The organism is Pandoraea captiosa (genome assembly GCF_902459775.1).
GTDB classification, from domain to species: domain Bacteria; phylum Pseudomonadota; class Gammaproteobacteria; order Burkholderiales; family Burkholderiaceae; genus Pandoraea; species Pandoraea captiosa.
In genome coordinates this window covers 212,249-236,622 of sequence record NZ_CABPSQ010000004.1, presented here as the reverse complement: position 1 = coordinate 236,622, position 24,374 = coordinate 212,249, and the positions used below count along the sequence as shown (strand labels likewise).

The window sequence follows — 24,374 nt, the reverse complement described above, 5'->3', positions numbered from 1 at the left end:
GCCGCGAATTTACGCGGATTTGGCGCCCGAGTCGAGCGCCTGACGGATACCGCCGATAAATTCAGCCAGCGATTTTACCGCGTTCTGGCCCTCCAGATCACGCGGCGTGTTTTCCAGCAACTGGACGATGGCGCTGCCGATCACCACGGCGTCGGCCACATTGGCCACCGCACGGGCCGTTTCGGCGTCGCGAATGCCGAAGCCCACCCCCACCGGCAGCCGGGCCTGCGCCTTGATCTGGGGGATCTTGGCCGCCACGCTGGCCGTATCCAGGCTTGCCGCGCCCGTCACGCCCTTGAGCGAGACGTAGTACAGATAGCCGCTGGCCTGACGCGCCACGGCCGCAATGCGCTCGTCGGTCGACGTCGGCGCGAGCAGGAAGATCGGATCGATGTTGTGCGCGCGCACCGCACCGGCGAAGCCTTCGGCTTCTTCCGGCGGATAGTCCACGACCAGCACGCCGTCGACTCCGGCGGTGGCGGCGCGCTCGGCGAAGGCGTCGAGCCCCATCGCCTCGATCGGGTTGGCGTAGCCCATGAGCACCACGGGCGTGCGGTCGTTCGTCTGACGGAAAGCGGCCACGTAGCCGAGCACTTCGGCAAGGCTCACGCCGCGCGCCAGCGCGCGCTCGGAGGCGCGCTGAATGACGGGGCCGTCGGCCATCGGGTCCGAGAACGGCACGCCGAGTTCGATGACGTCGGCGCCGCTGTCGGCCAGCGCATGCATCAGCTTGACCGTCCAGCCCGGCTCGGGGTCGCCGGCGGTGATGAACGGAATGAGGCCCTTTTTACCCTGCGCTTGCAAGGCTTGGAACGTCGCTTGAATGCGGGACATGATCGGAAAGTCTCTGAAGTCGTTGGTTGGCGAGCGCGTGGTAGTGCGCGTTGAGCTCATAGCCGACAAAGCGTCGGCCGTGCAGCGCGCAAGCCACGGCAGTCGTGCCGCTGCCCATGAACGGGTCGAGCACGAGTCCGCCGGGCGGGCAACTGGCCAGCACCATGCGCTCGATGATATGCAGCGGTTTCTGCGTCGGATGATCGACGCGTTCGGGGTCTTGCCGGTGCAATCGCGAGATCGACCACAGATCCTTGGGGTTGTAGCCCAACTCCAGCCATTTGCTGCCCTCGAAGATGCGGCGCGAGCGCGCCTTCTTCGTGGCGGCGTCGTACGGCACACGCACGGCGTCGAGATCGAAGTAATAGTCCTTCGATACCGCAAAAAAGCCGATGTTGTCGTGCACGGACGAGAACCGCCGCGTACTGCCGCCCATGCTGGGCACGCGGCGATCCCAGATGATCTCGTTGATCATCAGCATGCGCTGCTTGAGGAACACGAACAGTTCCGGGGCGTACTGCCACGTGCAGAACAGGTAGAGCGAGCCGCGCGGCGCGAGCTTCGGAATCGCCGCTTCGAGCCAGCCGTACGTCCAGCCGAGAAAATCCTCGCCGGAGCGCTTGTCGGAGTCGTTGCCGTAGTCCTTGCCGAGCCCGTAAGGCGGGTCGGCAAGGATCAGGTCGACGCTGCCGTCTTCCAGTTCGTGCAGATGTTGCAGGAAGTCCGCATGACGCAACGTGATGTCGCCCGGCGCCCAACGCGCGCGCAACTCGCCGGCCGCTTCCATGGCCTCGAGACGCGCGGCGGCAGCTTCGGTGGCGTCCACGGGACGCTCGGTCCCGAGGGCGTCATTCTGAGCCTTGCGATCAGTCAGATCGGTCATGCTGGTTCTGGTGTCCTTAACCTGAGTCGGGTACTTGCGCTCTGCGGTGTCTCGCGTCTCGCCTTATGCGCGCGTCGGCTCTGGCTTGGCCAGCGCCATGACGGTATGCATGTCCTTGTCGCCGCGCCCCGAGAGATTGACCAGAACGATCTGATCCTTCGGCAACGTCGGCGCCAGCTTGCACGCATAGGCGAGCGCGTGGCTCGACTCCAGCGCCGGAATGATGCCCTCGATCCGGCAGCAGTCGTGAAATGCCCGCAGCGCTTCAGTATCGGTAATGCCCACGTACTCGGCACGCTTGATGTCGTGCAGCCACGCGTGCTCGGGGCCTACGCCCGGATAGTCCAGACCGGCCGAGATCGAGTGCGTCTCGGTGATCTGACCGTTGGCGTCCTGCAGCAAATACGTGCGGTTGCCGTGCAACACGCCCGGCGTGCCGCCGATGATGGACGCCGCGTGACGACCGGTCTCGATGCCGTCCCCGGCCGCTTCCACCCCCACGAGCTTCACGTTCGGCACGTCGATGTACGGGTAGAAAATGCCCATGGCGTTCGAACCACCGCCCACGCAGGCCAGCACGTAGTCCGGCTGACGGCCCGCGAGCTCCGGCATCTGCACCTTGCACTCTTCGCCGATCACGCTCTGGAAGTCGCGCACGAGCATCGGGTACGGATGCGGGCCGGCCACGGTGCCGATGATGTAGAACGTGCTTTCGACGTTCGTCACCCAGTCGCGCATGGCTTCGTTGAGGGCGTCCTTGAGGGTCTTCGAGCCGGACTCCACCGGCACGACGGTCGCGCCCAGCAATTGCATGCGGTACACGTTGGCGGCCTGACGCTTGACGTCTTCCGAGCCCATGTAGACCACGCACTCCATGCCAAAACGTGCCGCAATGGTCGCCGTCGCAACGCCGTGCTGACCGGCCCCGGTCTCGGCGATCACACGGCGCTTGCCCATACGACGCGCGAGCAGCGCCTGCCCGATCACGTTGTTCACCTTGTGCGCGCCCGTGTGGTTCAGGTCTTCGCGTTTGAGGTACACCTGCGCGCCGCCCAGTTCCTGGCTCCAGCGCTTGGCGTGATAGATCGGCGACGGGCGGCCGACGTAATGCTTCAGTTCGTAGTGGAATTCTTCGAGGAAGGCCGGATCCTGCTGATACTTGGCGTAAGCCTCGCGCAGTTCGTCGAGCGCGTGAATCAGCGTCTCGGCCACAAAGACACCGCCGTACTGGCCGAAATGGCCGCGGGCGTCAGGCAAATCGTACATGGTCGTCACTCTTCGCGTTACCGGGGAGACTGGCATCTCGGGCGCTGGCCCTGGCGGCCAAACCCCGGCGGGTTGCATTAGCTTTCGGCATCCGCAGCGTGCACCGCTTGCACGAACGCCGTCATGCGGGCGTGATCCTTCACGCCCCGCGACGCTTCCACACCGCTCGATACGTCAACGGCATAAGGCGTCACCCGACGGATGGCATCAGCAACGTTGTGTGCGTTCAAGCCACCACTCAAAACGGCCCGACGCGCGATGTCTTTTGGAATAAGTGACCAATCGAAAACCTTTCCTCCACCGCCATAACCCTCGACCAGGGCGTCGAGCAAGATGCCTTGCGCGGCGGTGTATGCATTGGCGAATTGTAGCAAATCGCCGCTGTCTTTCGTCTCCGGGCCGATACGCATGGCGCGCAGGAACGGACGGTTCCCCGCCGCTGCCGCCAGCGCCTCACACTGCGCCGGCGTTTCATCCCCGTGGAATTGCAGGGCGGTGAGCGGCACGGCCTCGACGGTGCGGGCGATCTCGTCGACGCTGGCGTTGACGAACAGGCCGATCACACTCACGTAGGACGGCACCCGGCGGGCCAGTTCCGCGGCACGCGCGAGGTCCACGTGGCGCGGGCTGGGCGGGTAAAAGACGAGGCCGATGGCGTCGACCCCCAGCGCCACGGCATGATCGACGTCAGCCGGTTGCGACAGGCCGCAAATCTTGATTCGGGTACGAGATTTCATGAGCTTGACCACGGCATCGGGAACGGCCACGCGGCCCAGTTGGGCTCCGGCACGTTGAATGCCTCAGGATACCCCACGCGCGCCAGATAGAGGCCGTCGGGCATGAACGTGGGCGCCGCCTGACGTCGGTCGCCGCTGGCGAGCACATGCGTCATCCAGCTCGCGGGTTGGCGCCCGCGGCCGATCGAGACCAGACACCCCATGATGTTGCGCACCATGTGGTGCAGGAAGGCGCTCGCGCGAAAGCGAAAGATGAAGAAGTCGCCCTGCTGCTCGATGTCGATGGCGTAGAGATGCTTGACGGGTGTCTTCGCCTGACACTCGGACGACCGGAACGCCGAGAAGTCGTGCTCCCCCACGAGCACCTGACTCGCCGCACGCATCGCCTCGAGATCGAGCGGCGTGTGGAGCCAGCCGGTTCGACCGTGCAACAGCGGCGAGCGCACCGGATTCGCGTAAAGCACGTAAAAATACGTGCGCTCGAACGCCGCGAAGCGGGCGTGGAAGTCGTCCGGCATCGCTTGCGCCCACTGCACCGCAACCGTCTTGGGCAGGAAGGCGTTCACACCGCGCACCCAGGAGAACATCGCGCGGTCCAGGTCCGTGTCGAAATGCACGACCTGGCCAATGCCATGAACACCGGCGTCCGTGCGCCCCGCCACCGTAGTCGGCAAGGCAACGCCGCCGAATTCCCGCAGCGCGGCTTCGAGCGCCTGTTGCACGGTGTTGCCATGCGGCTGCGATTGCCAGCCGGAGAACGCCGTGCCGTCGTAGTGGATGCCCAGTGCGATTCGCATATGAAAAAGAAAAATGGGCGCTCAACCAACGAGCGCCCAAAACTACGGTCAATCAGTCTTGTTCAGGTCGTTCGGATCGATTTTCGCGATGCCGATACAACGATACAGCGTCACTTGCCCAACTCGGCCAGCCGCGCGCGGGCGACGGACTGCTGGGCGGCGTCGCCACCGGCGATCACCTCTTCGAGCAATTCCCGCGCGCCGTCGTCGTCCCCGATGGTCTGGTAGGCCGTGGCCAGTTCGAGCTTCGTATGGAACTCGTCCGGCACAGCCGGGACATCGGTTACCGCCGCACGCGGCGCGATCGGTTCGGCGGATGGCGCTGCAGCGACTTCCGGCGCCGACACCTGCTGCGCTTGTGGCGAGCCCGGTACCTGCGCAAAGTCGGTCTGCGGTGCCGGGGCGTCCAGCGTCTCATGTGCGACGAGCGCTTCTTCGCCCGGCGCGGCAGGCAACGTCGGGGCGCTCACGAAGGCAGATGTTGCCGGTGCTGCCGATGCAGCATCGTCGCCCTTCAGGTCGAGGCTGAAGTCCGACAGGTCGAACGACATCGGTCGCAGCGACGGTGCTTCATGCGCCGCGTCGGTATAGCTGCGCGGTGCTTCCGGCGCGCTGGCCGGCTGTCGGGCTTGCAGCATGGCCGCGTCGAAGTCGGCGTCGCTCAATTCGCCGTCGAGGTCGTCGGCATCCGAGGCATCATCTGCCGGAGCCGACATATCACCCAAATCGCCGGACGCTGCCGCAAGACGCGGGTCGCCCGGCGGCGCCATCGTGAACTGCACCGAACCGATGCCCTTGCTCAGCGAGGGCAAGGCATCGCTGGAAATCGTGCCGACGTTCGCCGGCTGGCCGGGAATGCCCAGATCGAGGTCCCCCAGCATGCCCGCGACGCCTCCCTCGGGCGTTGCGTCGGCTTTCGGTGCCTGCGGCTCGGCGTCAGACGCCGACGCGTGCGTGGCGGCAATGCCGCCCGCCGCCGCTGCGGCGCCCAGGGCTTCGAGCGACGACAGCGCCGCATCCACCGGTTCTTCGTGAGCGTGCGCTGCGTCAACTGAGTCAGCTGCATCAGCCAAGTCAGTTGTGTCAGGCGCGATCGGGGCCTCGCCCGCCGCTTCCGCGAACGCGGCATCCCAATCGATCTCGGGCTCGCTGACAGCCTCGTGCGAGGCTTCAGGCGCCTCGTGCGCCGACTCGCTGGCGAGCGGCTCAACGGGAGCATCAAATGCGGGGGAATCGCTCGGCGTGGCAGCGGTATCAGCAGTATCGGTGGCGTCGATCTGCGCCGTGTGGGACGCCCCCTCGGCCACTTCATCGCTCACCGGGTCGATCGCCACATCGCCAGCCTCATCGGCCAACTGGCCCGTCAGGGCGTCTTGCTCGGCATCCCACGCATCCAGTTCGGCAGACCCGGCGGCTTCGTTGGCAACCTCGTCCGTCGGCACCGCTTCGAGCGTCGCTGCGTCCTCATCCGACGCGGCCCACGCCGGGTCGGCGTCAGGATGCAGGTGCTCGTCGGCTTCTGCCTGATTCGCCGCATACAAGGCCGCGGCGCCAGCAACACCTGCCGCCGCAACGCCCGCTGCCCCCACCGCTGCGCTCGACGACGTCGGCTCGGCGCCATGGGTGGCATCGTGCGAGGCGTCCGGCTGAACGTGACTATCGCGACCATCGTGGCCATCGTGGCCGTCGTCGTACGGCCCCGGCTGGCCAGCCGGCGGCTCGGCACGGCGACGACGCATCAGCGCCCACAGGCCGAGCAACACCACCAGCGCGCCTGCCCCCGGCAACACATAAGGATTCTGCGTGAGCGCACGCCAGTTCATGGCGGCATTCGGCGCCGGCTTCGATTCGGCTGCCGGTGCGCTCGCGGCGGCGGCAGCGGAAGCCGCAGCAACGTCGCTTGCCGGTGCCGCCGCCGCAGCGGCGTCCGAGGCGCCCGCTTGTACCGAAGCGGCCGATGCGCCCTCATCCACTACCGCGCTGGCCGCGGCGGTCGCGCCGCTGGCAGCGGCATCCGTCGGCTTTGCGTCCGCGCTGCCGGTTTCTCCACGTGTCCGGCTTTGCGCCTCGCTCGTGGTCGTGGCCGCCGGTGCGCTCGCCGTCTTTCCATCGGCCGGTTTCGCCGTCTTTTCTTGCGCGCTCGCCCCGGAAGCGGTGGCGGCCTGCTGCTCCAGATTAGCGACGGCCTGATTCTTCATCGCCAACAGCTTCTGGAGATCTGCTACGTTCTTCTGCAACTCATTCACCCTGCCCTGGGCCTCGGTCTGCGCCTTGCCCTGGGCGATTTGCTCTTCTTCGTTGCCGCCGGAGCGACCGGCCGTGCCGCCCGCTCCACCCTTACCGGGTCGCGACAACTTCAATTCATCGCGCGTGGCGGGCGCGGCAGCTTCCGGTGCCTTACCCGCTTCGATCGCGCCCTGTGCACTGCGGCCACCGGCCGGTGCCGCCTGCTGGGCCGTCGAATCGGCCAGCCGCGCGCGATACGCGTCAAACTGTTCCCGCGCTGCGGACACGAACTTGCGTGCCTGCGCGGCAGGAATGCTCTGCACCTGCGAATCGGCCGGACGCGTCAACGTCGCGCCCTGACGCAGCCGGTTGGGATCGTTGGCAATGAACGCCGAACGGTTCGCCTCGAACAGCGCGGTCATCATCTGTGCCAGCGTCGTGCCGCCCTCACCGCCCGTAAGCTCGCGCGCAATCGACGATAGCGAGTCGCCGCGACCGACCGTGCGCGTGTCGCCACCCGCCGCCGAACTTGCAGCACCGCCCGCAGCACCGCCCGCCGGCGCCGACGCCGAAGGCGACGGAGACGCGGCAGACGACGTCGCCGCAGACGCATTGCCATTGGCGGTCGCCGCCGGGACAACGGCCTGCGGTTGCGCAGCGCCGGCTTCCGGGATGGCCGAGAGGGTAATCGCGTTGGACTGACGGCCGGTGCGCCACTCGAGCAACAGCAACAAATCGAGGAACGACGTGCTGACCGGCTCAGCCGAGTCGACGTGCACGAGATAGGTGCCGCTGTAGCCCGCTTCGCGCCCGCCGGTCGGCGAAACCGACACGGAGAGCTTTTCCAGCGTGGGGTCGTAGCGCAAACCGGCTTGCCGGAACGCTTCGCGCGGCGCGAGCTTCACCGACAGCCCGTCGGCTTCCGCCTGCGACACGTTGCCCAGCACGATCACGGCGCGCAACGGCTGGCCCGGACCCGAGCGCACCTGTTGCGGACCAAACTCGGCGGCCCCGGCGTTGAGAAGCCCGAGGCTCCACAAGACAGCCGCCGCCGCACTCAAGCGAAACGAATTACGGGTCGAATTTGCGCGCTTGCCGGTCGAGTATTTCCGCACTGTGTCTTGTCTAGCCTGTCAGTCGTTTGTCACTGGCCGCCCTTGCCACTCGGGGGCCTCCCAAAGCGCGGACGGCGGCCTCGCGGGCCGCCGTTCTTCACGCCTTACCGATACGCTGCAACGCTCAAGCGTCGAGCAGGATCCGCAGCATGCGACGCAGCGGTTCAGCCGCGCCCCACAACAGTTGATCGCCCACCGTGAATGCCGACAGGTATTCCGGACCCATCGACATCTTGCGCAGGCGACCCACCGGAATCGTCATCGTGCCGGTCACGGCCGCAGGCGTCAAATCGGTCATCGACGCTTCGCGCGTGTTCGGCACGACCTTCACCCAGTCATTCGCCTGGCCGATGATGTCGGTCAGTTCGTCTAACGGCACATCTTTCGTAAGCTTGATGGTCAGCGCCTGGCTATGGCAGCGCATCGCACCGATACGCACGCACAGACCGTCGACCGGAATGGCGCGCGTGCCCGGGAAACCGTCGCCCAGACCCAGGATCTTGTTGGTCTCGGCACCGCCCTTCCACTCTTCCTTCGACTGACCATTGCCCAGATCCTTGTCGATCCAGGGAATCAGGTTGCCGCCCAGCGGCACGCCGAACTGCTTCGTTTCGTCAGCCGTGAGCGCGTGCTGCTTGGCGAGCACCTTGCGGTCGATCTCGAGAATGGCCGAGTGCGGATCGTCCAGCAGCGCCTTGACTTCGGCATTGATGGTGCCGAACTGGGTGAGCAGTTCGCGCATATGCTGCGCACCGCCGCCCGAGGCCGCCTGATAGGTCATCGAGGTGAGCCAGTCGACCAGACCGTGCTGGAACAGGCCGCCCAGGCCCATCAGCATGCAGCTGACCGTGCAGTTGCCCCCGACGAAGTTCTTCGTGCCCTTGGTGAGGGCGTTCTTGATCACGTCGAGGTTGACCGGGTCCAGAACGATGATCGCGTCATCCTTCATGCGCAGCGTCGAGGCCGCGTCGACCCAGTAACCGTTCCAACCCGCAGCGCGAAGCTTCGGGAAGATTTCCGTTGTGTAGTCACCGCCCTGGCAGGTAATGATGATGTCGCATTTTTTCAGCTCGTTGACATCATTGGCGTCTTTCAGCGAAGTTTCGTTCTTCGCCATCGACGGGGCTTTGCCGCCCGCGTTGCTGGTGCTGAAAAACACCGGCTCGATCAAAGCAAAGTCGTTCTCCTGCTGCATGCGCTGCATCAGAACCGAACCGACCATGCCCCGCCAACCTACCAGACCTACGGTTTTCATTTATCCACTCTCTTATCGTTGCAATTGCGCCGAGGGGCGTCTCACGACGCCCCGTCAACGTTATAGTGCGGCCACCACTGCCGCACCCATTTCGCGCGTACCGACCTTGGTCGCGCCTTCCTGCCAGATGTCGGGCGTGCGCAGACCCTGCGCCAGCACCTTCTTTACTGCGTTCTCGATACGGTCGGCCTGTTCGGCACGACCCAGCGTGTAACGCAGCATCATGGCAGCCGACAGGATCGTCGCCAACGGATTGGCCACGCCCTTACCGGCGATATCGGGGGCCGAACCGTGCGACGGTTCGTACAACCCCTTGTTATTGGCATCCAGCGATGCCGACGGCAGCATGCCGATCGACCCCGTGAGCATGGCGGCCTCGTCCGACAGGATATCGCCGAACATGTTACCCGTCACCACCACGTCGAAGTTCTTCGGCGCCTTGACCAACTGCATCGCGGCGTTGTCGACGTACATATGCGACAGTTCGACTTCCGGATACTGCTTGGCGACCTCGATCATCGTGTCGCGCCACAGTTGCGAAGTCTCCAGCACATTGGCCTTGTCGACCGAGCAAAGACGCTTGTCGCGCTTGGCTGCCGCCTGGAATGCCACGTGCGCGATACGCTCCACTTCGGGCACGCTATAGCGCATGGTATCAAAACCTTCGCGCGCACCTTCGAAAGCGCCGTCCGGCGACTGACGAAAGCCCTTCGGCTGACCGAAGTAAATGTCGCCATTGAGCTCGCGAATGATCAGGATATCAAGCCCCGCCACGATCTCCGGCTTGAGGCTCGACGCGTCCGCCAGCTCCTTGTAGAGGATGGCGGGACGGAAGTTGGCAAACAGCTGCAAATGCTTGCGCAGCCCCAGAATGGCCTGCTCGGGACGCAATGCCCGCTCGAGCGAATCGTACTTCCAGTCGCCCACGGCGCCGAACAGGATCGCATCGGCTTCCTTGGCCAGCTTCAGCGTCGCTTCCGGCAGCGGGTGGCCCGACGCCTCGTAACCGGCACCACCAACAGGCGCCTCTTCCAGCTCGAACGTCTCGCCAAGTGCCTTGAGCACATTGACGGCTTCCGTCACGATTTCGGGACCAATGCCGTCACCCGGCAACACAGCGATTTTCATGCAATCTCCTTGGATGTGCCTTGCGCGCGGGCTCAGCCCGGCAAACGCGTTGCGAGCCACGGCTGCTTGGCGAGCCGCTCGGCCTCGTAGGCGCGAATCTTGTCGGCGTGACGCAGCGTGAGGCCGATGTCGTCGAAACCGTTCATCAGGCAGTACTTGCGAAACGGCGCGATGTCGAATTCGTAAGCGCGGCCGTCCGACGTGATCACCGCCTGCTTGTCCAGATCGATGGTCAACTGGTAGCCATTGAATGCGGCCGTCTCGTTGAACAGATGATCGACCTGCATCTCGGAGAGCGCGATCGGCAGCAATCCGTTCTTGTAGCAGTTGTTGAAGAAGATGTCGGCAAAGCTCGGCGCAATGACGGCACGGAAGCCGTACTGCTGAAGCGCCCAGGGGGCATGCTCACGCGAGCTGCCGCAGCCGAAATTCTTGCGCGCGAGCAACACCGTGGCGCCCTGATACCGCGGCTGGTTCAGCACAAAGTTCGGGTTGAGCGGACGCGTGCTGCAATCCTGCCCCGGCTGACCCACGTCGAGATAACGCCATTCGTCGAACAGGTTGGGGCCAAAGCCCGTGCGCTTGATCGACTTCAGGAATTGCTTGGGGATGATCGCGTCGGTATCGACGTTTTCGCGATCCAGCGGTGCCACCAACCCCGTATGGACGGTAAATTTTTCCATCACGAACCACCTGATCAAAACAATTCGGCCATGGCCTGCTGCATTCGCAACTGCGTGGCAACAACGCCATGAAACCGGAATCCTCAAAGGTGCGCGAACGAGGTTTTGGCCTCGTCACGCGCATCGTCGCCTCACTTCTTCGCGGCGTTCTCGAGCGCCGAGCCTGCGGCCTGGGTATCCCTGCCGAGGCCGGCCATCGTGTTGCAACCTGCCACGCCCAACAGCAGCACCGCACCGATCAGCATCCACAGTTTCTTCATGGTCTTGTCTCTGTCAAAGAAATTGTCAAACGACGGATAAATCGATGCGTGCGTGTCAGACGAGACGGCGCACGTCCACGAAATGACCTTCGATGGCCGCCGCAGCCGCCATCGCCGGGCTCACCAGATGGGTACGCCCACCCGCGCCCTGACGGCCTTCGAAGTTACGGTTCGAGGTCGACGCGCATCGCTCCCCCGACTCCAGACGGTCAGCGTTCATCGCCAGACACATCGAGCAACCCGGCTCGCGCCATTCGAAGCCCGCCGCCTTGAAGACCTGATCCAGGCCTTCCTGCTCCGCCTGCTGCTTCACGAGCCCCGAACCCGGCACCACCATCGCCAGACGCACGTTCGATGCGACGCGTCGGCCAAGCTTCTTCACGACGTACGCCGCGGCACGGATGTCTTCGATACGCGAGTTCGTGCACGACCCGATGAACACCTTGTCGACGTTGATGCTCGCCATCGGGGTGTCCGGCGTGAGCGCCATGTACTCGAGCGCGCGCTCCATGGCGCTGCGCTTGACCGGGTCCTTTTCCTTCTCGGGATCCGGCACGCGGTCTTCGATGCTCACCACCATTTCCGGCGACGTGCCCCAGCTCACTTGCGGGCGCAGCGTGTTGGCGTCGATTTCGACCACATGGTCGAACGTCGCACCGGGGTCGCTATGGAACGTGCGCCAGTAAGCCTCGGCCTGCTGGAACTCCACACCGCTCGGCGCGAACGGGCGCCCCTTCACATAGTTGATCGTGGTGTCGTCCACCGCGACGAGACCGGCGCGTGCGCCCGCTTCGATCGCCATGTTGCACACCGTCATGCGACCTTCCATCGTCAGCGAGCGGATCGCCGAGCCGGCGAACTCGATCGTGTAACCCGTGCCGCCCGCCGTACCGATCTTGCCGATGACGGCCAGCACGATGTCCTTCGCGGAGCAACCGCGCGGCAACGTGCCTTCGACCTTCACGAGCATGTTCTTGCTCTTTTTCATGAGCAACGTCTGCGTGGCGAGCGTATGTTCGACTTCCGAGGTGCCGATGCCGAACGCCAGGGCCCCGAACGCCCCGTGAGTCGACGTGTGCGAGTCACCGCAAACCACCGTCATTCCCGGCAGCGTGGCGCCCTGCTCCGGCCCGATCACGTGCACGATGCCCTGACGGACATCGTTCATCTTGAATTGCGTAATGCCGAAGTTGTCGCAGTTCTCGTCGAGCGTATCGACTTGCAGACGCGACACCGGATCGGCAATGCCTTGTGTGCGGTCCGTGGTCGGCACATTGTGGTCCGACACGGCGAGGTTGGCGGAGAGTCGCCAGACCGGGCGCTGCGCGAGTTTTAGGCCCTCAAACGCCTGCGGACTGGTCACCTCGTGCAACAGGTGACGGTCGATGTAAAGCACGGTCGTGCCATCGTCCTCGGTATGCACGACGTGTGCATCCCACAACTTGTCATACAGCGTCTTGGCCATGATAAAAACGCGGGGGCGGAATGTCGTTCTGAGAACGCGGAATATCGTTCTGTGAACTTTTGATTATGCCATAGCGCTTTCGCGCGGGCGGAATACGAAATCCCCGGGAAACCGGGCGGTAAACGCACGATGAACCGGGGATTTGTGCGAATCACGGCAGCTTGTGCCGTGGATTCGAATATAGCGCAACGAGGGCTCGTTGCGGGCCGCACCGCCTTGCCGTTTCGGCAAGGTTGCGGTGCCGGCACGGCAAGCGGGGGCCGTGCCGGACGCCTCGACAGCGCTTAGCGCTTGTCGATCGACACTACTTCGCGCGGCGTGTGGCCGATGAACAGCTGACGCGGACGACCGATCTTCTGATCCGGCTCGCCGATCATCTCGTTCCACTGCGCGATCCAGCCCACGGTACGGGCCAGCGCGAAGATGCAGGTGAACATCGAGGTCGGGATGCCCAGTGCGCGCTGCACGATACCCGAGTAGAAGTCGACGTTCGGGTACAGCTTGCGCGACACGAAGTATTCGTCTTCCAGGGCGATCTTTTCGAGCTGCATGGCCAGCTTGAACAGCGGATCGTCGTGCAGGCCCAGTTCGTTGAGCACTTCGTAGCACGTCTCGCGCATCAGCTTGGCACGCGGGTCGTAGTTCTTGTACACGCGGTGACCGAAGCCCATGAGCTTCACGCCCGAGTTCTTGTCCTTCACCTGCTTGATGAATTCGGGGATCTTGTCCGGCGAACCGATCTGCTCGAGCATGTTCAGCGCGGCTTCGTTCGCACCACCGTGCGCCGGGCCCCACAGACAGGCGATACCGGCAGCGATACAGGCGAACGGGTTGGCGCCCGACGAGCCGGCCAGACGGACGGTCGACGTCGAAGCGTTCTGCTCGTGATCGGCGTGCAGGATCAGAATACGGTCCAGCGCGCGCACCAGCACGTCGTTGACCTTGTACTCTTCGCACGGGTTGGCGAACATCATGCGCATGAAGTTCGCGCTGTACGACAGGTCGTTGCTCGGGTACACGAACGGCTGACCGATGCTGTACTTGTACGCCATGGCGACGAGCGTCGGCAGCTTGGCGATCAGACGAATCGCCGAGACTTCACGGTGATTCGGATTATTGATGTCCAGCGAGTCGTGGTAGAACGCCGAAAGCGCGCCGACCGAGCCGGTCAGCACGGCCATCGGGTGGGCATCGCGACGGAAGCCACGGAAGAAGAAGTTCATCTGCTCGTGAACCATCGTGTGACGGGTCACCGTGTCGACGAATTCCTTCTTCTGCTGCGCGTTCGGCAGTTCGCCCTTGAGCAGCAGGTAGGAGGTTTCGAGGAAGTCGCAGTGGGTAGCCAGCTGCTCGATCGGGTAGCCGCGGTACAGCAGCTCACCCTTGTCGCCATCGATGTAGGTGATGGCGGAATTGCACGACGCCGTCGACATAAAGCCGGGGTCATACGTGAATTTGCCGGTCTGGCCGTACAGCTTGCGGATGTCAATCACATCCGGGCCCATCGTGCCCTGATAAATCGGCAGCTCTACGCTGGGCGAATCGTCAGAGAAAGATAGGGTGGCTTTAACATCAGACGGAGTCATATCGCTTCCTCAAAAAAATTCCAAAACCCCTACACGGCACGCAAAAGCGCCAGCAGGCGCTGCACGTCCGGCCCGTCCAGATCCGCCTCGGGCTCTTTACGCGCTAGCAGCAGATCCATCAAATCGTTATCGCTCAAATCGAGCAGCTTCGTGAGGGCGCCCACATCCTCGTCGGTCAGCGAGGCTTCGTACTTGGCGAAGAATCGTTCGAGAATGAGGTCGTTTTCCAGCAAACCGCGACGTGCCCGCCAGCGCAGGCGGGCACGTTTTACCGGATCGGACTGGTGAGTGGTATCCGGCATGATCGTCGAATCAGACGGCGCGACGCACCATCAGCTCCTTGATCTTGCCGATGGCCTTCGTCGGGTTCAGACCCTTCGGGCACACATCCACACAGTTCATGATCGTGTGGCAACGGAACAGACGGTACGGGTCTTCCAGGTTGTCCAGACGCTCGTTGGTTGCCGTGTCACGGCTATCCGCGATGAAGCGGTAAGCCTGGAGCAGACCGGCCGGGCCGACGAACTTGTCCGGGTTCCACCAGAAGCTCGGGCACGACGTCGAGCACGACGCGCAAAGAATACACTCGTACAGGCCGTCGAGCTCGTCACGTTGCTCGGGCGACTGCAGACGCTCCTTCTCCGGTGCCGGCTCGGGGTTGATCAGATACGGCTTGATCGAGTGGTACTGGTTGAAGAAGTGCGTCATATCGACGATCAGGTCGCGAATGACGGGCAGGCCCGGCAGCGGCTTGAGCACGATCTTGTTCGGCAGATCGTTCATGTTGGTCAGGCAGGCCAGACCATTCTTGCCGTTGATGTTCATCGCGTCCGAACCGCACACGCCTTCGCGGCACGAGCGGCGGAAAGCAATGCCTTCGTCGATCTTCTTGAGCTTGACCAGGGCGTCGAGCAGCATGCGCTCGTGACCGTCGAGTTCGACCTCGTAGGTCTGCATGTACGGTGCAGCGTCCTTGTCCGGATCGTAGCGGTAGACTTCAAAAATGCGTTTCATGATCTTGCGAATCCCTTAGAACGTACGCGCCTTGGGCGGCACGGAATCGACGGTCAGCGGCTTCATCTGCACCGGCTTGTATTCCAGACGATTGCCTTCGCTGAAGAACAGCGAGTGGCGCATCCAGTTGGCGTCGTCGCGCTCCGGATAGTCGCTGTGTGCGTGCGCACCACGGCTTTCCTTACGGGCTTCCGCTGCAATCATGGTGGCCTTTGCCACTTCGATCAGGTTGTCGACTTCCAGCGCTTCCATACGCGCCGTGTTGAACACCTTCGACTTGTCCTTCAGGTGGACGTGCGACACGCGCTCGGCCACTTGCTTGATCTCGTCCACGCCTTCCTTGAGCAGGTCCGACGTACGGAACACGCCCGCGTGCTTCTGCATCGTCGCGCGAATGTCGTTCGCGATGTCCTGCGCGTATTCGCCCGAACTCGAGCCTTCCAGACGGCCCAGACGCGCCAGCGCGTTCTCGCCGGCGTCGGCGGGCAGCGGCTTGTGCTCGCCATGGTTCTTGACGAAGTCGACGATGTGGTTACCGGCAGCGCGGCCGAACACCACGAGGTCGAGCAGCGAGTTCGTGCCCAGACGGTTCGCACCGTGCACCGACACGCACGAGCACTCGCCCACGGCGTAGAAGCCGTTGACGGGCACCGACGAGCCGTCCTTTTGCACGACGACCTGACCGTTGTAGTTCGTCGGAATACCGCCCATCTGATAGTGGATGGTCGGCACGACGGGGATCGGTTCCTTGATCGCGTCGACGTTGGCGAACTTCAATGCGATTTCGCGAATCGACGGCAGGCGCTTCATGATCGTCTCGGCACCGATGTGCGAGAGGTCTAGCAGCACGTAGTCGCCATTCGGGCCGCAGCCACGGCCTTCCTTGATTTCCTGGTCCATCGAACGCGACACGAAGTCACGCGGCGCCAGATCCTTCAGGGTCGGCGCATAGCGCTCCATGAAGCGCTCGCCGTTCGAGTTACGCAGAATCCCGCCTTCGCCACGCACGCCTTCGGTGATCAGCACGCCCGCACCCGCCACGCCGGTCGGGTGGAATTGCCAGAATTCCATGTCTTCGAGCGGAATGCCTGCACGCGCCGCCATGCCCAGACCGTCGCCGGTGTTGATGAACGCGTTGGTCGATGCCGCGTACACACGGCCGGCACCGCCGGTCGCGAACAACGTGCACTTGCCTTCGAGCAGGTAGACTTCGCCGGTCTCGAGTTCCAGCGCCGACACGCCGAGGACATCGCCCTCTTCGTTGCGGATCAGGTCGAGCGCCATCCACTCCACGAAGAAGTGGGTCTTGGCGGCGACGTTTTGCTGGTACAGCGTGTGCAGCAGCGCGTGACCGGTACGGTCGGCAGCCGCGCAAGCGCGCTGAACCGGCTTCTCGCCGTAGTTCGCCGTGTGACCGCCGAACGGGCGCTGGTAAATCGTGCCGTCCGGGTTACGGTCGAACGGCATGCCGAAGTGTTCCAGCTCGTAGACGGCGTTCGGTGCCTGACGGCACATGAACTCGATCGCATCCTGGTCGCCGAGCCAGTCGGAACCCTTGATGGTGTCGTAGAAGTGGTAGTGCCAGTTGTCTTCGCTCATGTTGCCAAGCGAAGCGCCAATGCCGCCCTGAGCGGCCACGGTATGCGAACGGGTGGGGAACACCTTGGACAGCACTGCCACCGACAGACCGGCCTTGGCCAGTTGCAGCGAAGCGCGCATGCCCGAACCACCTGCGCCCACGATGACAACGTCAAAGCGGCGGCGCGGCAGCGAATTTTTAATTGCAGCCATTCTTTACACTCTCCACAGAATCTGGGCGGCGTAGCCGGCACAAGCCAGCAGCCAGACGATCGTCAGCGCGTACAGCGCCAGTCGCACACCGACGGGCTTGACGTAGTCCATCCAGACGTCGCGAACACCGACCCACGCGTGATAGAACAGCGCGAGCAGCGTGACGAACGTGGCCAACTTCATCCACTGATGCGAGAAGATGCCGGCCCAACCTTCGTAGGAGAAATCCTTGGCGGTAAAGAACCACACCAGCAGGATCACGGTGTACACGGCCATGATGACCGCGGTCATGCGCTGGGCGATCCAGTCGCGCAAACCGTAGTGGGCGCCAACGACGAGGCGCTTGGAACCGATATTGTTCTGTGCCATCTTAGAACGCTCCGAACAGCTTGAGGGCGACGGCCAGCGTCAGCACGAGCGACACGGCGAGTACGACCACAGCCGAGTTCTTGCCGCTTTCCTTGCTCACTGCGTCGTGATTGAAGTCCATGCGCAGGTGGCGCACGCCGGCACAGAAGTGCTGCAGGAAACCCCACGACAGTGCAAGGATGACGAGCTTGACAAACCAGTTGGAGGCGACGCTTCGAAGCGTGTCGAAGGTCAGTTCCGACGTGAGGCTCTGTTCGAACAGATACAGCGCGAACGGCAACAGAAGGAACAAGATGACACCGCTAATACGGTGCAGAATCGAAACGATACCAGCCGGCGGGAGACGGTACGAGACAATCTGTCCGATACCAATGTTCCTGTAGACTGGCCGCTCTTTTTTTACCACTTCAGCCATGCTAGACCCCATGTAGTTACATCAACTCCGAATTTTAGCGCCGATTCTAGTGCGTTGCACCATACCGGTTCCAATGGTTCGGAAATTCCTGCCAACGGCGCACGACACGCCGCCCCCAAGCCTCGACTCTCAGGCATGCGCCGGCCACGACACCGACACACCCCTGGGGAAGTCGCCCTACCCTCTCAATACAAATCCAATGCAAACGCAAACCGGACGCCCCGGCCCGATTTGCCAATTCGCTCAACTCAGTTCGTTCTGATAATGATGTTCCGTGGTGACATACCAGCCCCGGCGCACTTCCACCGGCTTGTCGCCATAGGTGAACGACACGCGCTCCACACTCAGCAACGGGAAGCCCCTGGGCACCTTGAGCAGGTCCGCCGTCATGTCGTCCGCCGCCACGGCGCGGACTTTTTCCACGGCGCGAATCATGCGCGTGCCGAACTCGTCTTCGAACAGGCCGTACATCGGCCCTTTGTACTCATTGAGCTTTTCTGCGGTCAGTCCGCGAAACAGCGAGCCGGGCAGCCAGATTTCGTCGAGCACCGTCGGGCGATCCGAGAAATCCATCATCCGGCGAATCAGGATCACGCCGTCACCGGCACGCAACTCGAGCTGACGCGCGATTTCCGCGGGTGCGCGCATGCGGCGGCACTCGATCAGGCGACTGGGCGGGTGATGGGGTTCGCCCGAATCGGGCGCGAGACGCAGAAACCGGAATTGCACCCGGTCTTCGTGATGGGTCGCGACGAAGGTGCCGCGCCCCTGGCGACGCACCAGCAAATTCTCGGCAGCCAGTTCGTCGATGGCTTTGCGAACGGTACCCTGGCTCACCTTGTAGCGGGAGGCCAGATCGACTTCGCTGGGGATGATTTCACCGGGCTTCCACTCACCGGCCTGCAGACTCTGGGTAATGAGCCCCTTGATCTGCTGATAAAGCGGGCTGAAGGTCGGCGACGCCCCGGCAACCGCCGCCCCCGGCAAGGCCTGAGCGGCCGGTGCAGCGTCGCGCGCACCGTCGGATCGCTGTGCAGCGTCGACAGTCGGCGGGAGGTTGGATGTGTCGCGAACGTTCGCATTCATGGCGGGGATTTGACCACAAATCAAGACCTTCGTCCATCGAATAACAGCAATAATCCTATGTCTTATATAAGACATAAGATAGAGTTGACATTCGTTGTGGCGACTCCTACACTGGCGCGGGCTAACAGGGGCCTGCGGGCCGCGACGGCTATCTTATAAGATAAGACAGTCCGGTGCTTCGCACATGTCGACGACAGCACACCCCGCGCAGCCCGCAAGCTTCCGTAGGTCAAGGAATTTTAGAAGCCTCATGTGACGCTGCGCTGTCAGCCTGGCGAGAGTTGCCACCCGGACGGCGAGCGCATCATGCGCTTCGCAGGAATTTGTACACGTCTGGAGAGATTCTCATGGCAAAAACCGCAATGCGTGTCGCCGTCACCGGCGCCGCTGGCCAAATCGGCTACTCCCTGCTGTTCCGCATCGCCAATGGCGACATGCTCGGCAAGGATCAGCCCGTCATCCTGCAACTGCTCGACCTCCCGCAAGCGCAAGCCGCCGTCAAGGGCGTCGTGATGGAGCTCGAAGACTGCGCATTCCCGCTGCTTCAGGGCGTGGTCGTGACTGACGACCCGAAGGTTGCCTTCAAGGATGCCGACGTCGCCCTGCTGGTTGGCGCCCGTCCGCGTTCGAAGGGCATGGAGCGCAAGGATCTGCTCGAAGCCAACGGCGCGATCTTCACGGTGCAGGGCAAGGCGCTGGACGAAGTTGCCAGCCGCAACGTGAAGGTGCTGGTCGTCGGCAACCCGGCCAACACCAACGCTTACATCGCCATGAAGTCGGCACCGAACCTGCCGAAGGAAAACTTCACCGCGATGCTCCGCCTGGACCACAACCGCGCGCTGTCGCAGATCGCCGCCAAGACCGGCAAGCCGGTCGCCAGCATCGAAAAGCTGGCCGTGTGGGGCAACCACTCGCCGACGATGTACGCCGACTACCGTTTCGCCACGATCGACGGCCAGAGCGTCAAGGCCCTGATCAACGACGACGTGTGGAATAACGACGTGTTCCTGCCGACCGTCGGCAAGCGCGGCGCCGCCATCATCGAAGCCCGCGGCCTGTCGTCGGCCGCTTCGGCTGCCAACGCCGCCATCGACCACATCCATGACTGGGTGCTCGGCTCGAACGGCAAGTGGGTCACGATGGGTATCCCGTCGGATGGCTCGTACGGCATTCCGGAAGACGTGATCTACGGCGTGCCGGTGATCTGCGAAAACGGCAAGTACAAGCGTGTGGAAGGCCTCGAAATCGACGCCTACTCGCGTGAAAAGATGGACTTCACGCTCAAGGAGCTCGAAGAAGAGCGCGCCGGCGTGGCACATCTGCTGGGCTAATCCCCCTAGGAGTCGGCCCGGCGCGACGCCAAAAGCGTCGTCATGGGCCGAAACTGCGCCGGCGGCTACCCCCAGTGCCGGCGCAACCTCCTGCATCACCCCGAATTACCAGTATCGAAGTCGTACCCGAACGTTCCTTGAATCCAGAGTGACGCCATACCGTCGCTGACCGGCACACTGCCCGTCAGTGCGTGATGCGCCTGCCACTCCCTCACGTCTCATCGAGCGATTTCTTGGCCAAGCGAATGCAGCGTCCGATTGCCGCCAGCTACGCACCGCACCGGGTGACCGGCGACGGCGCAGTGCCCGCGACAAGCGTAGTTTGCCCCGCCCCTCTCGCCGCAACGCGCATCGCGTCGCGTTCGTTTCGCCAAGCACTCCGCCCGCCGCGCTCTCGACCTTTTTGGCTGCCCTCGCCTGATATCGCACCGGGTCCGAAGCGCCGCCAGATCCGGCAAATCCGCCGAATCGCCGAATTCCGCAACGCAACACAAATGATCGCGACGCCGGTTCACACCGCCGTCGCCGGTTGCGCTTGCGTGAAAGGAATTGAAAAAATTTGTGTGGTGACGTCGAACGACGCAGACTTCGTACGATAATCTGCGCTTTTACGAATCCCGGTTCTTACCCCTCTGGAGAGACTCACCATGAAGAAGCTTTGCCTGACCGCGCTGGTTGCCCTGTGCTCCGTGGCCGTCCTGCCGACGGCGTTTGCCGCCGAACCGACGAACAAGACCACCACGAAGAAGGCAGCCCCGAAGAAGAAGGCGCCGGCCAAGAAGAACGCCGCGGTCGCCGCCGCACCGGCGCAACCGGACGAAGGCTCGGAACTCTGGGCCTGCAAAGAGAACAACAAGTTGTACATCAAGGGTGACATGAAGCGTGACCAGATCCTGACGATGTTCTGGGAAGGCCGGAATTACCGCCTGCCGCGTCAACAGACGACGACCGGCGCGGATCGCTTCTACGACGCTGCGAGCGGTATGGATCTGGTTGTGATCCCGGCCAAGGCGATGCTCTTCACCCACCGCGACGGCGGCAGCCGTCTGGCAGACGAATGCATGACCCAGGCCATGGCAGATCAGAACAAGCTTGCCCCGACGCAATCGAACGAGCTCATCAAGGTGACGAACTGAGCGTGCGCTCAGTGGACACTGACTCGGTCGTGTAATGCGCCAGCCGCTTTCCTGCTGTAGCTTGTGCAAGATTGGTAATTCCCCGTGCACCGGCAGTCCGGTACACAGACATCGCAGCGAGCCCTCATACAGAGGCTCGCGCGATGGCGCCCCCCGTTAATGGCATCACCACCGCTTTGTTTTTCTGTATCACTCAAGGAAAGATCATGGCCCACAACCTCCACAAAACGCTTAAAGAGTTCAAGCTCGGCGGTAACAAGAAAGGCAAGTTCTATTCGCTGCCCCAACTGGGCAAAGCCCTGGGTGTCAACGTCGATCGCCTGCCGGTATCGATTCGCCTCGTGCTCGAGTCCGTCCTGCGTAACTGCGACGGCAAGAAGGTCACCGAAGAGCACGTCAGGCAACTGGCCAACTGGAAGCCGAACGCCGAGCGCACCGACGAAATTCCGTTCGTCGTGGCACGCGTCGTGCTGCAAGACTTTACCGGCGTGCCGTTGCTGGCCGACCTTGCGGCAATGCGCAACGTTGCCGAGCGTCAGGGCGCGAACCCGAAGCGTATCGAGCCGCTCGTGCCCGTGGACCTGGTTGTCGACCACTCGGTCACGATCGACCATTTCCGCGAGAAGAAAGCGCTCGATCTGAACATGAAACTGGAATTCGAGCGCAACAACGAGCGCTACCAGTTCATGAAGTGGGGGATGCAGGCGTTCGACACGTTCGGCGTGGTGCAACCGGGCTTCGGCATCGTCCACCAGGTGAACCTGGAATATCTGGCACGCGGCGTGCACAAGAAGGACGACGTCTACTACCCGGACACCCTGGTCGGCACGGACAGCCACACGACCATGATCAACGGTATCGGCGTGGTGGGTTGGGGCGTGGGTGGTATCGAAGCCGAGGCCGGCATGCTGGGTCAGCCGGTGTATTTCCTGACACCGGACGTCGTGGGCGTGGAACTGACCGGCCGTCTGCGCGAAGGCGTGACGGCGACCGATCTGGTGCTGACGATCACGGAAATGCTGCGTCGTGAAAAGGTGGTGGGCAAGTTCGTCGAGTTCTTCGGCGAAGGCACCGCCAGTCTGGCCCTGCCGGACCGCGCCACGATCGCCAACATGGCGCCGGAATACGGTGCCACGATGGGCTTCTTCCCGGTCGACGAAAAGACGATCGACTACTTCGAGGGCACGGGTCGCACGAAGGCCGAAATCAACGCGTTCGAAGCCTACTTCAAGGCACAGAATCTGTTCGGCGTGCCCAAGACCAACAGCATCGACTATACGAAGACGCTCTCGCTCGATCTGGGTACGGTCGCACCGTCGCTCGCGGGTCCGAAGCGTCCGCAGGACCGCATCGAGATCGGCAATGTGAAGGCAACCTTCCAGGACCTGTTCACCAAGCCGGTATCCGAGAACGGTTTCAACCTTACGAAAGAACAACTCGACGCGACCTACAAGACGGCAAGCGGCATCGACGTGAAGAACGGCGATGTGCTGATTGCCGCCATCACGTCGTGCACGAACACCTCGAACCCGAGCGTGCTGCTCGCCGCCGGTCTGCTCGCGAAGAAGGCGGTGGAAGCCGGTCTGACGGTCGCGCCGCACATCAAGACCTCGCTCGCGCCGGGAAGCCGCGTGGTTACGGAGTATCTGGAAGCTGCGGGCCTGCTGCCGTACCTCGAGAAGCTCGGCTTCGGCGTGACGGCTTACGGTTGCACGACCTGTATCGGTAACGCCGGCGACCTGACGGCCGAACTCAACGAGACGATCACGAAGAACGACATGGTGGCTGCGGCCGTCCTGTCAGGCAACCGTAACTTCGAAGCCCGTATTCACCCGAACATCCGCGCGAACTTCCTCGCATCGCCCCCGCTCGTCGTGGCTTACGCCATCGCGGGCAATGTGACGCGCGACCTGATGACCGAACCGGTCGGCAAGGGCCGCGGCGGCCGCGACATCTTCCTGGGCGACATCTGGCCGACCAGCGAAGAGATTCACAAGCTGATGAAGTTCGCCATGAACGCCAAGGTTTTCAAGGCCAACTACGACTCGGTCAAGGAGCCGAGCCCGCTGTGGGCAAAGGTCAAGGGTTCGACGGGCCAGGTCTACGATTGGCCGACGTCGACGTACATCGCCGAGCCGCCCTTCTTCGAGGGCTTCGCGATGGCGCCGAACGCCGACATCAAGCCGATTCAGGGCGCACGCGCACTGGGCGTGTTCGGCGACTCGGTCACGACGGACCACATCAGCCCCGCAGGCTCGATCAAGGAAACGTCGCCGGCCGGCAAGTGGCTGCTCGAAAATGGCGTGCTGAAGGCCGATTTCAACAGCTACGGTTCGCGTCGCGGCAACCACGAGGTGATGATGCGCGGCACGTTTGCGAACGTCCGTATCAAGAACCTGATGATTCCGCCGAAGGCCGATGGCTCGCGCGTGGAAGGCGGCCTGACGATCCACCAGCCGAGCGGCGAACAGCTCTCGATCTACGACGCAGCGATGAAGTACGTTGCCGAGAACACCCCGACGGTGGTGTTCGGTGGCGAAGAGTACGGCACGGGCTCGTCGCGTGACTGGGCCGCCAAGGGCACGCAGCTGCTGGGCGTGAAGGCGGTCATCACCCGCTCGTTCGAACGTATCCACCGCTCGAACCTCGTCGGCATGGGCGTGCTGCCGCTGCAATTCAAGGGCACGGACAGCGTGGAATCGCTGGGTATCACGGGCGAAGAAACGTACGACATCGAAGGCCTGACGGCCGACATCAAGCCGCAACAGGATGTCACGCTGGTGATCCATCGCAAGAACGGCGAAACGCAAAAGGTGCAAGTCCTGCTGCGTATCGACACGCCGATCGAAGTGGATTACTACAAGCACGGCGGCATTCTGCCGTTCGTGCTGCGTCAACTGCTCGCTGCCGCGTAAGATCGGCACCTTCGCTTGAGCGCTCCGGCGCTCGGGCAGTTCAGCACCCTGGCTCGCGGATGACGGTTTTGCGTCGTCCGCG

At 63.1% G+C, this 24,374-nt stretch carries 21 protein-coding genes; 3 read left to right on the top strand and 18 right to left on the bottom strand.

The window, feature by feature from the left end; translation table 11 throughout:
• Positions 1-9 precede the first annotated feature (9 nt).
• From trpA to PCA31118_RS14395, 18 genes are all read right to left on the bottom strand, one after another.
• On the bottom strand, positions 10-834 hold the full coding sequence (trpA, locus tag PCA31118_RS14480) for a tryptophan synthase subunit alpha (protein WP_150625871.1): 825 nt from the start codon (positions 832-834) through the stop codon (positions 10-12).
• Positions 788-1,621, bottom strand: coding sequence for a DNA-methyltransferase (locus PCA31118_RS14475; protein ID WP_044457949.1), 834 nt, complete (start codon positions 1,619-1,621; stop codon positions 788-790). The genes trpA and PCA31118_RS14475 overlap by 47 nt, the downstream gene beginning before the upstream one ends.
• Before the next feature lie 159 nt (positions 1,622-1,780).
• Positions 1,781-2,983 (bottom strand): tryptophan synthase subunit beta, encoded by a 1,203-nt coding sequence (gene trpB / locus PCA31118_RS14470; RefSeq protein ID WP_150625870.1) that lies wholly within the window; start codon positions 2,981-2,983, stop codon positions 1,781-1,783.
• A 77-nt stretch (positions 2,984-3,060) separates the two neighbouring features.
• On the bottom strand, positions 3,061-3,720 hold the full coding sequence (locus PCA31118_RS14465) for a phosphoribosylanthranilate isomerase (protein ID WP_246190228.1): 660 nt from the start codon (positions 3,718-3,720) through the stop codon (positions 3,061-3,063).
• The gene (gene truA / locus PCA31118_RS14460) at positions 3,717-4,517 is read right to left on the bottom strand and encodes a tRNA pseudouridine(38-40) synthase TruA (protein ID WP_150625868.1); all 801 of its coding nucleotides are present in this window, start codon (positions 4,515-4,517) and stop codon (positions 3,717-3,719) included. The genes PCA31118_RS14465 and truA overlap by 4 nt, the downstream gene beginning before the upstream one ends.
• Positions 4,518-4,627: 110 nt before the next feature.
• Entirely contained in the window at positions 4,628-7,858 is a 3,231-nt protein-coding gene (locus PCA31118_RS14455; protein ID WP_150625867.1) for a motility hub landmark protein FimV, read from the bottom strand.
• Between the two features lie 124 nt (positions 7,859-7,982).
• Positions 7,983-9,113: an aspartate-semialdehyde dehydrogenase gene (gene asd / locus PCA31118_RS14450; protein ID WP_072617453.1), complete on the bottom strand. Its 1,131-nt coding sequence runs from the start codon at positions 9,111-9,113 to the stop codon at positions 7,983-7,985.
• 60 nt (positions 9,114-9,173) lie between these two features.
• On the bottom strand, positions 9,174-10,241 hold the full coding sequence (gene leuB, locus PCA31118_RS14445) for a 3-isopropylmalate dehydrogenase (protein ID WP_150625866.1): 1,068 nt from the start codon (positions 10,239-10,241) through the stop codon (positions 9,174-9,176).
• A 32-nt stretch (positions 10,242-10,273) separates the two neighbouring features.
• Positions 10,274-10,924: a 3-isopropylmalate dehydratase small subunit gene (leuD, locus tag PCA31118_RS14440; protein ID WP_150625865.1), complete on the bottom strand. Its 651-nt coding sequence runs from the start codon at positions 10,922-10,924 to the stop codon at positions 10,274-10,276.
• Between the two features lie 131 nt (positions 10,925-11,055).
• Complete coding sequence (locus PCA31118_RS14435; RefSeq protein WP_044455330.1) at positions 11,056-11,184, bottom strand: entericidin A/B family lipoprotein; 129 nt, start codon at positions 11,182-11,184, stop codon at positions 11,056-11,058.
• A gap of 55 nt (positions 11,185-11,239) precedes the next feature.
• Entirely contained in the window at positions 11,240-12,649 is a 1,410-nt protein-coding gene (leuC, locus tag PCA31118_RS14430) for a 3-isopropylmalate dehydratase large subunit (protein WP_150625864.1), read from the bottom strand.
• Positions 12,650-12,933: 284 nt separating this feature from the next.
• Positions 12,934-14,235, bottom strand: coding sequence for a citrate synthase (gene gltA, locus PCA31118_RS14425; RefSeq protein WP_044455328.1), 1,302 nt, complete (start codon positions 14,233-14,235; stop codon positions 12,934-12,936).
• 29 nt (positions 14,236-14,264) lie between these two features.
• Positions 14,265-14,537, bottom strand: coding sequence for an FAD assembly factor SdhE (locus tag PCA31118_RS14420; protein WP_150625863.1), 273 nt, complete (start codon positions 14,535-14,537; stop codon positions 14,265-14,267).
• Between the two features lie 10 nt (positions 14,538-14,547).
• A complete protein-coding gene (locus PCA31118_RS14415; protein ID WP_044455326.1) occupies positions 14,548-15,252 on the bottom strand; it encodes a succinate dehydrogenase iron-sulfur subunit in 705 nt (234 codons plus the stop codon).
• Positions 15,253-15,264: 12 nt separating this feature from the next.
• The gene (gene sdhA / locus PCA31118_RS14410) at positions 15,265-17,040 is read right to left on the bottom strand and encodes a succinate dehydrogenase flavoprotein subunit (RefSeq protein WP_150625862.1); all 1,776 of its coding nucleotides are present in this window, start codon (positions 17,038-17,040) and stop codon (positions 15,265-15,267) included.
• A 3-nt stretch (positions 17,041-17,043) separates the two neighbouring features.
• Positions 17,044-17,409: a succinate dehydrogenase, hydrophobic membrane anchor protein gene (gene sdhD, locus PCA31118_RS14405; RefSeq protein ID WP_044455324.1), complete on the bottom strand. Its 366-nt coding sequence runs from the start codon at positions 17,407-17,409 to the stop codon at positions 17,044-17,046.
• Position 17,410: 1 nt separating this feature from the next.
• Positions 17,411-17,824 carry a succinate dehydrogenase, cytochrome b556 subunit gene (gene sdhC, locus PCA31118_RS14400; protein ID WP_044455323.1) on the bottom strand — a complete coding sequence of 138 codons (414 nt, stop codon included), beginning with the start codon at positions 17,822-17,824 and terminating at the stop codon, positions 17,411-17,413.
• 243 nt (positions 17,825-18,067) lie between these two features.
• Entirely contained in the window at positions 18,068-18,910 is an 843-nt protein-coding gene (locus PCA31118_RS14395) for a GntR family transcriptional regulator (RefSeq protein WP_150625861.1), read from the bottom strand.
• Positions 18,911-19,257: 347 nt separating this feature from the next.
• On the opposite strand from PCA31118_RS14395, the gene PCA31118_RS14390 reads away from it, so the two are divergent.
• The 3 genes from PCA31118_RS14390 to acnA all read left to right on the top strand — a co-directional run bounded on the left by PCA31118_RS14390 (position 19,258) and on the right by acnA (position 24,292).
• Positions 19,258-20,241, top strand: coding sequence for a malate dehydrogenase (locus PCA31118_RS14390; RefSeq protein ID WP_150625860.1), 984 nt, complete (start codon positions 19,258-19,260; stop codon positions 20,239-20,241).
• A gap of 647 nt (positions 20,242-20,888) precedes the next feature.
• Entirely contained in the window at positions 20,889-21,377 is a 489-nt protein-coding gene (locus PCA31118_RS14385) for a hypothetical protein (RefSeq protein WP_150625859.1), read from the top strand.
• A gap of 206 nt (positions 21,378-21,583) precedes the next feature.
• Positions 21,584-24,292 carry an aconitate hydratase AcnA gene (gene acnA / locus PCA31118_RS14380; protein ID WP_150625858.1) on the top strand — a complete coding sequence of 903 codons (2,709 nt, stop codon included), beginning with the start codon at positions 21,584-21,586 and terminating at the stop codon, positions 24,290-24,292.
• Positions 24,293-24,374: the final 82 nt, after the last annotated feature.

What these genes read in the sequence shown, in the direction of transcription:
- trpA (WP_150625871.1), bottom strand. Translation starts at nt 834, where the DNA reads ATGTCCCGCATTCAAGCGACGTTCCAAGCCTTGCAAGCGCAGGGTAAA.
- PCA31118_RS14475 (WP_044457949.1), bottom strand. Translation starts at nt 1,621, where the DNA reads ATGGAAGCGGCCGGCGAGTTGCGCGCGCGTTGGGCGCCGGGCGACATC.
- trpB (WP_150625870.1), bottom strand. Translation starts at nt 2,983, where the DNA reads ATGTACGATTTGCCTGACGCCCGCGGCCATTTCGGCCAGTACGGCGGT.
- PCA31118_RS14465 (WP_246190228.1), bottom strand. Translation starts at nt 3,720, where the DNA reads ATGAAATCTCGTACCCGAATCAAGATTTGCGGCCTGTCGCAACCGGCT.
- truA (WP_150625868.1), bottom strand. Translation starts at nt 4,517, where the DNA reads ATGCGAATCGCACTGGGCATCCACTACGACGGCACGGCGTTCTCCGGC.
- asd (WP_072617453.1), bottom strand. Translation starts at nt 9,113, where the DNA reads ATGAAAACCGTAGGTCTGGTAGGTTGGCGGGGCATGGTCGGTTCGGTT.
- leuB (WP_150625866.1), bottom strand. Translation starts at nt 10,241, where the DNA reads ATGAAAATCGCTGTGTTGCCGGGTGACGGCATTGGTCCCGAAATCGTG.
- leuD (WP_150625865.1), bottom strand. Translation starts at nt 10,924, where the DNA reads ATGGAAAAATTTACCGTCCATACGGGGTTGGTGGCACCGCTGGATCGC.
- PCA31118_RS14435 (WP_044455330.1), bottom strand. Translation starts at nt 11,184, where the DNA reads ATGAAGAAACTGTGGATGCTGATCGGTGCGGTGCTGCTGTTGGGCGTG.
- leuC (WP_150625864.1), bottom strand. Translation starts at nt 12,649, where the DNA reads ATGGCCAAGACGCTGTATGACAAGTTGTGGGATGCACACGTCGTGCAT.
- gltA (WP_044455328.1), bottom strand. Translation starts at nt 14,235, where the DNA reads ATGACTCCGTCTGATGTTAAAGCCACCCTATCTTTCTCTGACGATTCG.
- PCA31118_RS14420 (WP_150625863.1), bottom strand. Translation starts at nt 14,537, where the DNA reads ATGCCGGATACCACTCACCAGTCCGATCCGGTAAAACGTGCCCGCCTG.
- sdhA (WP_150625862.1), bottom strand. Translation starts at nt 17,040, where the DNA reads ATGGCTGCAATTAAAAATTCGCTGCCGCGCCGCCGCTTTGACGTTGTC.
- sdhD (WP_044455324.1), bottom strand. Translation starts at nt 17,409, where the DNA reads ATGGCACAGAACAATATCGGTTCCAAGCGCCTCGTCGTTGGCGCCCAC.
- sdhC (WP_044455323.1), bottom strand. Translation starts at nt 17,824, where the DNA reads ATGGCTGAAGTGGTAAAAAAAGAGCGGCCAGTCTACAGGAACATTGGT.
- PCA31118_RS14395 (WP_150625861.1), bottom strand. Translation starts at nt 18,910, where the DNA reads ATGAATGCGAACGTTCGCGACACATCCAACCTCCCGCCGACTGTCGAC.
- PCA31118_RS14390 (WP_150625860.1), top strand. Translation starts at nt 19,258, where the DNA reads ATGGCAAAAACCGCAATGCGTGTCGCCGTCACCGGCGCCGCTGGCCAA.
- PCA31118_RS14385 (WP_150625859.1), top strand. Translation starts at nt 20,889, where the DNA reads ATGAAGAAGCTTTGCCTGACCGCGCTGGTTGCCCTGTGCTCCGTGGCC.
- acnA (WP_150625858.1), top strand. Translation starts at nt 21,584, where the DNA reads ATGGCCCACAACCTCCACAAAACGCTTAAAGAGTTCAAGCTCGGCGGT.